Origin of the sequence: Sphingomonas sp., assembly GCF_964263785.1 — a bacterium.
Classification (GTDB): domain Bacteria; phylum Pseudomonadota; class Alphaproteobacteria; order Sphingomonadales; family Sphingomonadaceae; genus Sphingomonas.
Genome location: NZ_CAXVWL010000128.1, coordinates 1 through 9,211, shown reverse-complemented (window position 1 = coordinate 9,211; position 9,211 = coordinate 1). Strand labels below are relative to the sequence as shown.

At 67.4% G+C, this 9,211-nt stretch carries 10 protein-coding genes and 1 pseudogene; 9 read left to right on the top strand and 2 right to left on the bottom strand.

Annotation, left to right across the window (positions count from 1 at the left end; all coding sequences use genetic code 11):
* The 9 genes and pseudogenes from ACE5C1_RS16795 to ACE5C1_RS16755 all read left to right on the top strand — a co-directional run.
* A pseudogene (locus tag ACE5C1_RS16795) lies at nt 1–279 on the top strand (hypothetical protein); the annotation flags it as partial.
* Between the two features lie 48 nt (nt 280–327).
* Nucleotides 328–1,749, top strand: coding sequence for a succinylglutamate-semialdehyde dehydrogenase (gene astD, locus ACE5C1_RS16790; RefSeq protein ID WP_374945224.1), 1,422 nt, complete (start codon nt 328–330; stop codon nt 1,747–1,749).
* 88 nt (nt 1,750–1,837) lie between these two features.
* Complete coding sequence (cobA, locus tag ACE5C1_RS16785; protein ID WP_374945223.1) at nt 1,838–2,626, top strand: uroporphyrinogen-III C-methyltransferase; 789 nt, start codon at nt 1,838–1,840, stop codon at nt 2,624–2,626.
* Nucleotides 2,623–2,922, top strand: a complete 300-nt coding sequence (locus ACE5C1_RS16780) for a DUF2849 domain-containing protein (RefSeq protein ID WP_374945222.1) — start codon at nt 2,623–2,625, stop codon at nt 2,920–2,922. Before cobA ends, ACE5C1_RS16780 begins: the two co-directional genes overlap by 4 nt.
* Nucleotides 2,915–4,546, top strand: coding sequence for a nitrite/sulfite reductase (locus tag ACE5C1_RS16775; protein ID WP_374945221.1), 1,632 nt, complete (start codon nt 2,915–2,917; stop codon nt 4,544–4,546). The genes ACE5C1_RS16780 and ACE5C1_RS16775 overlap by 8 nt, the downstream gene beginning before the upstream one ends.
* Nucleotides 4,533–4,937, top strand: coding sequence for a RidA family protein (locus ACE5C1_RS16770; protein WP_374945220.1), 405 nt, complete (start codon nt 4,533–4,535; stop codon nt 4,935–4,937). The genes ACE5C1_RS16775 and ACE5C1_RS16770 overlap by 14 nt, the downstream gene beginning before the upstream one ends.
* Entirely contained in the window at nt 4,930–5,394 is a 465-nt protein-coding gene (locus ACE5C1_RS16765; protein ID WP_374945219.1) for a DUF934 domain-containing protein, read from the top strand. The genes ACE5C1_RS16770 and ACE5C1_RS16765 overlap by 8 nt, the downstream gene beginning before the upstream one ends.
* Nucleotides 5,387–6,145, top strand: a complete 759-nt coding sequence (locus tag ACE5C1_RS16760) for a phosphoadenylyl-sulfate reductase (protein ID WP_374945218.1) — start codon at nt 5,387–5,389, stop codon at nt 6,143–6,145. Before ACE5C1_RS16765 ends, ACE5C1_RS16760 begins: the two co-directional genes overlap by 8 nt.
* Before the next feature lie 90 nt (nt 6,146–6,235).
* Nucleotides 6,236–7,234, top strand: a complete 999-nt coding sequence (locus ACE5C1_RS16755; RefSeq protein ID WP_374945217.1) for an SDR family oxidoreductase — start codon at nt 6,236–6,238, stop codon at nt 7,232–7,234.
* 205 nt (nt 7,235–7,439) lie between these two features.
* Here the strand turns inward: ACE5C1_RS16755 and ACE5C1_RS16750 are convergent, their stop codons facing one another.
* Together ACE5C1_RS16750 and ACE5C1_RS16745 are read right to left on the bottom strand one after the other, a co-directional pair.
* Complete coding sequence (locus ACE5C1_RS16750) at nt 7,440–8,930, bottom strand: replicative DNA helicase (RefSeq protein ID WP_374945216.1); 1,491 nt, start codon at nt 8,928–8,930, stop codon at nt 7,440–7,442.
* Nucleotides 8,931–9,086: 156 nt separating this feature from the next.
* A complete protein-coding gene (locus tag ACE5C1_RS16745; RefSeq protein WP_374945225.1) occupies nt 9,087–9,197 on the bottom strand; it encodes a transposase domain-containing protein in 111 nt (36 codons plus the stop codon).
* Nucleotides 9,198–9,211 lie beyond the last annotated feature (14 nt).

The following is a 9,211-nucleotide window of genomic DNA, read 5'->3' as shown; positions in this document are numbered from 1 at the left end:
TCGCCCGCGGATGACGCTTACGCCGTCCAGCCGTTCACCAGCCTCGCTGCGCTTCTCGCCACGCGCACGCCGGCCGGCTCGCTCGATCACCCCTATTGGTCGAACCCCGCGCCCTGCTCGATGCTGATCGACGAGGTCGAGGCGATCTGGGCGGCGATCGACTCCGCGGCCGATTGGGCGCCCTTCCATGCCAAGATCGCGAGCATTCGTCGCATGGGCGAGGCGCTTCAGTCTCTGACCAGCCGTTCAGGAACCGCTCAGTCGCTGGACGCTTCTTGACCTGAGCCTGCGAACAATGCTGTTCGACAGTCGGGAGGATTTCTTTGCATGACCGCCGACCTCGTCTCGTTCGAGCCCTGCACGGGCGCCGAACTCTGGCGCGCGCCTGTGGGCGACGCCGATTGCGAGGTGGCGACCGTCCGCGCCGGCTGGGCACAATGGGCGGCGCGGCCGCTCACCTATCGCATCGAGACGATGCGCCGCTTCGCCAACGTCGCGCGGGGCAAGACCGATACCTTCGCCGACCTGCTCGCACGCGAGACCGGCAAGCCGCTATGGGAAGCGCGCACCGAGGTCGAGGCAGTGATCAACAAGGTCGAGATTTCGGTGTCGTCCTATTCGGAGCGCACGGCGCAGCGCCAGATGGAAGGCGCGATGGGCGCGCGCACGGCGCTCCGCCACAAGCCGCATGGCGTGCTGGGCGTGCTCGGGCCGTTCAACTTCCCGGCGCACCTGCCCAACGGCCACATCGTCCCCGCGCTGATTGCGGGCAACGGCATCGTCTTCAAGCCGTCGGAGAAGACTCCGGCGACCGGCGCGTTCATGGTTTCGCTCTATCACGAGGCCGGCGTGCCCGACGATGTGATCCGACTGCTCGTCGGCGGCCCGGACGAGGGCCGCGCGCTCGCCGCGCACCCGGACATTGACGGCCTTCTGTTCACCGGGTCGGCGCGCGCCGGCATGGCGCTCCACCGCCAGTTCGCCGAGACGCCGCAGAAGATCCTCGCGCTCGAATTGGGCGGCAACAACCCGATCGTCGTGTGGGATACGCCCGATATCGCGGCGGCGGCGACGATGGTGATCCAGTCGTCCTACATGACCGCGGGCCAGCGCTGCACCGCCGCTCGCCGCCTGATCGTGCGCGACGGCACCGAGGAGCCGCTGGTGCGCGAGATCGCGCGCATCGCCGAGCGGCTGATCGTCGGCGCGCCGCACGACAAGCCGGCTCCCTTCCTGGGGCCGGTGATCGACAATGGCTCGGCCGATCATCTGCAGGAAAGTTTCCTCGATCTGATCTTGAAGGGCGGTCGCGCGATCAAGCACCTCGAACGGCCCGATCCCGACAAGCCGTTTCTCTCACCCGCGTTGATCGACGTGACCGATGTCGCCAACCGCGTCGACGAGGAGATGTTCGGCCCGATCCTCCAGCTGATCCGCGTGCCCGATTTCGACGCCGCGATCGCGGAGGCGAATGCGACGCGCTACGGCCTATCGGCGTCGCTGATCGGCGGCGCGCCCGAACTCTACAATCGGTTCTGGGGATCGATCCGCGCTGGCATCGTCAACTGGAACCGCCCGACCAACGGCGCGCCCTCCAATGCCCCGTTCGGCGGCGTCGGCCTCTCGGGCAACCATCGGCCAAGCGCTTATTACGCGGCAGATTATTGCGCGTATCCAGTGGTGTCGTCGGAGACGGAGCAGGTGCGCGCGTCGATCGGCGTGGGGCTGAAGGACCATGTGCCAAAGTAGCGCATCTCCGCGTCTCCCAAGCTCTTCTACCGTTGCTTCAACCCTTCCTGTCTTGCCGCATCGCAGTGCGCGCGCCATCTGCGCGATCATGGTGAGCGCTCTCGATCCTCAATCGCGCGGCAAGGTGATCCTGGTCGGCGCCGGCCCCGGCGATCCCGAGCTGCTGACGCTCAAGGCGGTCGCAGCGCTGCGCGAGGCCGACGTCGTCGTCCACGACGGGCTGATTGATCCCCGCGTGCTCGATCACGCTCCTGCCCATGCGCAACGCATCTCGGTCGCCAAGCAGCGCAGCCGTCATACCCTCCCCCAGTCCGCGATCAACGCGCTCGTCGTCGCGCATGTGAAGATCGGCGCGGTCGTGGTGCGGCTGAAGGGCGGCGATCCGTTCGTGTTCGGCCGCGGCGGCGAGGAGGTCGAGGCGGTGCGTGCCGCAGGGCTCCGCGTCGAGGTGGTGCCCGGCGTCTCTGCGGCGCTCGGCTGCGCAGCGGATGCGTTCATGCCGCTCACGCACCGCGACTGGTCGAGCGCGGTGTCGTTCGTCGCCGGCCAATGCAAGGGGCTGTCGGATCAGGACTGGTCGGGCCTTGCCGGCGTCGGCCGCACGCTCGTCATCTACATGGGCATCGCCAATGCCGGCGCGATCGCCGACAAATTGATCGCCGACGGCGTCTCGCCCGCTCTGCCGGTCGCGGTGATCGAGCGCGGATCGCTTCCCGGCAGCCGTGCGATGCGGACTCTGCTCACCGACCTCGGCGAGATGGTGCGGCGCGAGCGCGTGAAGAGTCCGGCGATCATCGTCGTCGGCGAGGTCGCGCAGCTCGGCGACGCCGAAGACAAGCTGCTGACGCTTGCCGCGCGCGCCGAGGCGCTCGCGTGAAGATCCTGGTCGGCAACGATCTCGCCACCGGTGAGGTGACGTGGTGGACCGGCAGCGGCTGGTCGAGCCATGTGTCCGACGCGGTCGATGTCGGCGACGCCGGGGCCGCGATCATCGCCACGGAGGAAGCGGCGCGCCGCGTCAACATCCCCATCGAGGTCGATGCCGACATGACCGTTGGGGGTCCGCTCCCCCGCCATATCAAGGATCGCATCCGCGCCGCCGGCCCGAGCGTGCATCCGGCGCTCGCGATCCATCCCGAGCTGCCGATCGAGAAGGAGGCGGCGCGTGTATAGATACGACCGGTTCGACCGCTCGATCGTCGCCGCGCGGGTCGACGAGTTTCGCGAGCAGGTCGCGCGCCGGCTATCGGGCGAGCTGACCGAAGACCAGTTCAAGCCGCTGCGGCTCAAGAACGGGCTCTACCTCCAGATCCACGCCTACATGCTGCGCGTCGCAATCCCCTATGGCACGATCAACAGCCGGCAGCTTCGCATGCTCGCGCACATCGCGCGGACCTACGACAAGGGCTACGGCCACTTCACCACGCGCCAGAACATCCAGTTCAACTGGATTCGGCTGGAGGACGCACCCGACATCCTCGCCGAGCTCGCCACCGTCGAGATGCACGCCATCCAGACCTCGGGCAATTGCATCCGCAACATCAGCTCGGATCAGTTCGCCGGCGCCGCCGCCGACGAGGTGACCGACCCGCGCCCCTGGGCCGAGCTCATCCGCCAGTGGAGCACCTTCCACCCCGAATTCACTTACTTGCCGCGCAAGTTCAAGATCGCGGTCATCGCCGCGCAGGAGGACCGCGCCGCGATGCGCCTCCACGACATCGGCATCCAGCTGCTCGAACGCGACGGCATCCTCGGCGCAAAGATCTTCGTCGGTGGCGGCATGGGCCGCACCCCGATGATCGCCCACGAAATCCGCGACTTCGTGACCGCCGACGAGCTGATGAGCTACCTCGAAGCGTGCCTCAGGGTCTACAACCGCTACGGCCGCCGCGACAACATCTACAAGGCGCGGATCAAGATCCTGCTCCACGAGATCGGCCCGGACGAATACCGGACCCAGGTCGAGGAGGAGTTCGCCGCGGTCAAGGCGCTCGGCATCGACCCGCCCGCCGCCGAGCTCGCGCGCATCACCGCCATGTTCGCGGAGCCCGCGTTCGATCCTGTCGCATCGGACGAAATCGACCGCACCGACCCCGACTTCGCCGTCTGGCTCGACCAGAACGTCCGTCCGCACAAGCAGAACGGTTACGCTATCGTAACGATCAGCCTTAAGCCTACCGGCGGCATCCCAGGCGACGCATCGGCCGACCAGATCGACCTGGTGGCCGATTTGACCGAACGCTTCAGTTTCAACGAGTTACGCGTGACCCACGCGCAGAACCTCGTTCTTCCCCATGTCGCTAAGCGCGACCTTAGAGAAGTTTGGAACGCGCTGGACGCCGTCGGGCTTGCCGAAGCCAACCTCGACCTGATCGGCGACATCATCGCCTGCCCCGGCCTCGACTATTGCAGCCTCGCCAACGCCCGCTCCATTCCCCTGGCGCAGAAGCTCTCGACCCGCTTCGCCGACCGCCAGCACGAGTTGGGCGAACTCAAGCTCAAGATCTCAGGCTGCATCAACGCCTGCGGCCACCACCACGCCGGCCACATCGGCATCCTCGGCGTCGACAAGAAGGGCACCGAAAACTACCAGCTCTCGCTGGGCGGCTCGGGCGCCGACGACGTCAGCCTCGCGCGCATCACCGGCCCCGGCTTCTCCGAAGACGGCGTCGTCGACGCGATCGAGCGCGTTACCGAACGGTACCTGGCCATCCGCGAACCGCAGGAACGCTTCCTCGACACCTACCGCCGCGTCGGCTTCGATACATTCAAGGAGGCCATCTATGGCCAAGCGTGACGTCGTGTTCCCCGCCGGCCGGCGGGCGCTGTACGACAAGAACAACTATTCGCCCGCGGTGCGATCCAACGGGTTCCTGTTCGTCTCGGGTCAGGTCGGCAGCCGCGACGACGGGTCGCCCGAGCCCGATCTCGAAGCTCAGGCGCGGCTCGCCTTCGACAATCTCAACGCGATCCTGGAGGCGGCGGGCTGCACCTTCGACGACGTGGTCGATGTCACCGTCTTCATCGTCGATCCCGAAGCCAATTTCGAGACCTTGTGGAAGGTGTTCCCCGACTATTGGGGAGAGGCACCCTATCCGACGCTGACCGGCGTCGGCGTGACCTGGCTGTACGGCTTCCACTTCGAGATCAAGGTGATCGCGCGTCTCCCGGAGGCGCAGGATGGCTGAGGGCGATCCCGATCAGGCGGACGTCGGCGGCGAGCCCCTCCTTCGCTTCCGCTCGGACGCTCCCCACGACGAGCCCGCGATCACCCTCGACGCGTTCCTCGCCGGGCAGACCAACGCCAACGCCGTCCGCCTGGAGGCGGGCGATGATGCGCGCGCGCTCCTCCCCCACCTGGGCCAGCTCGCGCTGATCGAGGTCAGCTTCCCCAGCTACCGCGACGGCCGCGGCTATTCCGCTGCCGCGATCCTGCGCGAGGGTGGCTATACCGGCGAGCTCCGCGCCGCGGGCGACGTGCTGGTCGACCAGCTCCCGCTCATGCGCCGCTGCGGCTTCGACAGCTTCGCGCCCGAGGCGGAGATCGACGCCGATACGCTCAAGCGCAGCCTCGACCGCTACGGTTTTAACTACCAGGCCTCGACCGACGGTGCCGCGCCGATCTGGAAACGCCGTCATGGGTGAACCCGCCCGCGCGCTCGACACGATCGACCTCGGCCGCCTCTACACCGCTGCCGAAGCCGCCGATTACGAGGCCCGCTTCGAAGGCGTCGATGCGCCGGCGATGCTCGCCACCGTCATCCGCGGCGAGCTGGCCGGCAGGATCGCCGCGGTATCGTCCTTCGGGGCCGAATCGGCGGTCCTGCTCCACATGGTCGCGAGCATCGACCGCGACGTGCCCGTCGTCTTCACCAACACCCAGAAGATCTTCGGCGAAACCCTCGCCTACCGCGACGAACTCGCCGAACGGCTGGGCTTCACCGATCTGCGCGTCTATCGCCCCGATCCGCGCCTGCTCGCCGCCAAGGACGCGACCGGCCTGCGCTGGTCCTACGATCCCGACGGCTGCTGCGACCTGCGCAAGGTCGAACCGCTCCGCCGCGCACTCGCCCCCTTCGACGCCTGGATCTCGGGGCGCAAGGGGTTCCAGTCGGGCACCCGCCAGGCGCTCCCCCGCTTCGAGGCCGACGAGGGCCGCCTCAAGATCAACCCGCTGGCGGACTGGGACAAGCCCCGCCTCGACTCCTATTTTACCGAACACGCGCTCCCCCGCCACCCGCTCGAGGCGCAAGGCTATCTGTCGATCGGCTGTGCTCCCTGCACGTCCAAGGTCCAACCCGGCGAAGACCCCCGCGCGGGCCGCTGGCGTGGGTGGGACAAGGTCGAATGCGGCATCCACGTCGCCACGAAGCCAGGCGAAGACCCGATCTTCTGACGATCCGGGTTTCTCCGTAACCAAGGTTGGTACCGCGGTGAACCAACACGTCTTCCGCTCGTTCGCGGCTCCAACATCAGGAGAATTGCGATGGCCGACGAACCCGACACCAACGTATCGCGCCGCACCGTGGTCGGCGGCACCGTGGCCGGACTCGCCGCTGCCGGCCTCGCCGCCCCCGCCGGCGCGCAAGGTGCCGTCCCCGCCGCAACCCTCGTCGACCCCACCACCAAATACCCGCGCCCGCCCTTCAGCACCGCGATGCAGCCCTTCCCCGGCCTCGCAGGCAAGATGACCCCGCGCCCCGACCACGGCGAGACTAGCTACCGCGGCTCGGGCCGCCTGGCGGGTCGCAAGGCGCTGGTCACCGGCGGCGACTCGGGCATGGGCCGCGCCGCCGCGATCGCCTTCGCGCGCGAGGGCGCGGACGTCGCGATCAGCTACCTGCCTGCCGAGGAGCCCGACGCGCGCGAAGTCGTCGAGCTGATCCGCGCCGCCGGCCGCAAGGCGGTCGCGCTTCCCGGCGACATCCGCAGCGAGACATGGTGCACGCGCATGGTCGACCAGGCGGTGCGCCAGCTCGGCGGGCTCGACATCCTCGTCAACAACGCGGGCCGCCAGCAGCAGAAGCAGACGCTCGCCGAGATCACCTCCGATGATTTCGACGCGACCATGAAGACCAACATCTACGCGATGTTCTGGATCACCAAGGCCGCGTTGCCGCACATGCCCGCGGGCTCGTCGATCATTCAGACCACCTCCGAACAGGCGTACGATCCGTCGGAGAACCTCGTCGATTACGCGATGACCAAGGCCGCGATGATGAATTTCACGAAGTCGATGGCCAAACAGCTCGGTCCCAAGGGCATCCGCGTCAACGGCGTCGCACCCGGCCCGATCTGGACGCCCTTGCAGGTTTCCGGCGGCGCCACCGCGGAAAAGCTCGCCAACTTTGGCGGCGACACGTCGATGAAGCGTCCCGGCCAACCCGCCGAGCTCGCCTCGATCTACGTCCAGCTCGCCGACAACCAGGCCAGCTTCACCACTGGCCACGTCTACGGCGCGGCGGGGGGAACCGGGCAGCCGTAAAGCCTTGGTCACCCTGACGGACATTGACGCTGTCCTACAAGCGACCGCCGCGCTACGCCCTACGCGTTCTTTGCCATTGTCAGTTTTCTGCAATGTCCGCATGCCGTGCGGTGGACGCGAACTTTGATACGCCGGGTTCCTGGCGTGAACATCCACCCGCCGCGGCCACGCGCATTGGACTCACCTTAGCCTCACCTTCCGCGCCTCAATACCCCGCGTAATCCGAGAATTTTGTGATCGTCGGATCGAACTTCATTCTGACCTTGCCGGTCGCGCCATGGCGCTGCTTGGCGACGATCAGCTCGGCCAGGCCATAGCATCGCTCCATGTCGACCATCCACGCCGCATGGTCCTCGAATATCTTGGCGGTGTCGCCTTCGACCGGGCGCTTGGGTTCCTTGGCGGCGACATAATAATCCTCGCGGTACACGAACCACACCATGTCGGCGTCCTGCTCGATCGACCCCGATTCGCGCAGATCCGACAGCATCGGCGTCTTGTCCTCGCGCTGCTCCACCGCGCGGGACAGCTGCGACAGCGCCAGCACCGGCACGTCCAGGTCCTTGGCCATCGTCTTCAGCCCGCGGCTGATCTCGGATATTTCCTGGACGCGGTTACCGTCCTTGTTCTTGCCGCTGCCGGTCAGCAGCTGGAGGTAGTCGACGACGACCAGCCCGATCTCGTTGTTGTGCCGCCGCTGCAATCGTCGCACCCGCGTATGCAGCGCGCCGATCGACAGCCCGCCGGTGTCGTCGATGAACAGCGGCAGATTCTCCAGCTCCGCCGCCGCCGCCGCCAATTGCCCGAACTCGGCCTTGCTGATCTTGCCCATGCGAAGGCTTTCCGAGCTGATCCCCGATTGCTCCGCCAGGATGCGCGTCGCCAGCTGGTCGGCGCTCATCTCCAGCGAGAAGAACGCGACCTTCGCCCCCACCGAATCGGCCGGCGCGATGCCGTCGCCCATGTCGCGCATCCACCGCCGCGCCGCGTTGAACGCGATGTTGGTGGCGAGCGATGTCTTGCCCATTCCCGGCCGCCCCGCCAGGATCATCAGGTCGGAATGATGCATCCCGCCGATCTTGGCGTTGATCGAGTCGATCCCCGTCGTCACCCCCGACAAATTGCCCCCGGAATTCAGCGCCCGCTCCGCCATCTTCACCGCCGCGGTCGTCGCCTGCGCAAAGGTCTTGACCGAGCTCTCCGCGCCGCCGTCGCTCGCGACCTTGAACAGCTCCTCCTCGGCCAGCTCGATCTGCCCGCGCGGGTTGACCTCCTCGCTGGTGTCCATCGCCCGGTCGACCAGCGTGCGGCCCACGCTGACCAGCGCACGCAGCATCGCCAGGTCGTAGATCTGCTGCGCGAACTGCCGGGCCCCGATCAGCCCGGCGCCCGATCCCGTCAGCCCGGCGAGATACGCCGGCCCGCCCAGCTCCTTCATTCCCTCGTCCGCATCGAACATCGGCCGCAGCGTCACCGGGGTCGCCAGCATGTCGTTGCCGCGCAGCGTCTTGATCGCGGCAAAGATCCGCCCGTGCAGCGGCTCGAAGAAATGTGCCGGCTCCAATTTGTCGACCAGGTCGTCGGCGAGCCGGTTGTCGATCATCATCGCGCCGAGCATCGCCGCCTCGGCCTCGACGTTGCGCGGCAGCTGCTGGGGTTCGGGAACGGACGGAGTCGCGAGCGCTAGGGTGGCCATGCGCCCCGTTTACGCGCGATGCGCCACGGCTCAAGCGGCGAGCGTCGGGGCGTGCGCGAAAGCTGTGGATGCTTCCTTATCCTCCGCCGCCAGGGAGTGCCGGGTTGAGCGCGATCGAGTATCGCGGGCTTTGGCATTGAGGCGTAAGCGATGTTCTCAGGCCACGGCGGTCGCGTAGTTCCAGGGCATGAGCTGATCGAGGGCGGTGGCGCTATGGCCGGCGGCGAGGCGGGCGAGCGTGTCGGCAAACCAGGCTTGTGGGTTGATCCCGCTCAGCTTGC

What these genes read in the sequence shown, in the direction of transcription:
- astD (WP_374945224.1), top strand. Translation starts at nt 328, where the DNA reads ATGACCGCCGACCTCGTCTCGTTCGAGCCCTGCACGGGCGCCGAACTC.
- cobA (WP_374945223.1), top strand. Translation starts at nt 1,838, where the DNA reads ATGGTGAGCGCTCTCGATCCTCAATCGCGCGGCAAGGTGATCCTGGTC.
- ACE5C1_RS16770 (WP_374945220.1), top strand. Translation starts at nt 4,533, where the DNA reads ATGGCCAAGCGTGACGTCGTGTTCCCCGCCGGCCGGCGGGCGCTGTAC.
- ACE5C1_RS16765 (WP_374945219.1), top strand. Translation starts at nt 4,930, where the DNA reads ATGGCTGAGGGCGATCCCGATCAGGCGGACGTCGGCGGCGAGCCCCTC.
- ACE5C1_RS16760 (WP_374945218.1), top strand. Translation starts at nt 5,387, where the DNA reads ATGGGTGAACCCGCCCGCGCGCTCGACACGATCGACCTCGGCCGCCTC.
- ACE5C1_RS16755 (WP_374945217.1), top strand. Translation starts at nt 6,236, where the DNA reads ATGGCCGACGAACCCGACACCAACGTATCGCGCCGCACCGTGGTCGGC.
- ACE5C1_RS16750 (WP_374945216.1), bottom strand. Translation starts at nt 8,930, where the DNA reads ATGGCCACCCTAGCGCTCGCGACTCCGTCCGTTCCCGAACCCCAGCAG.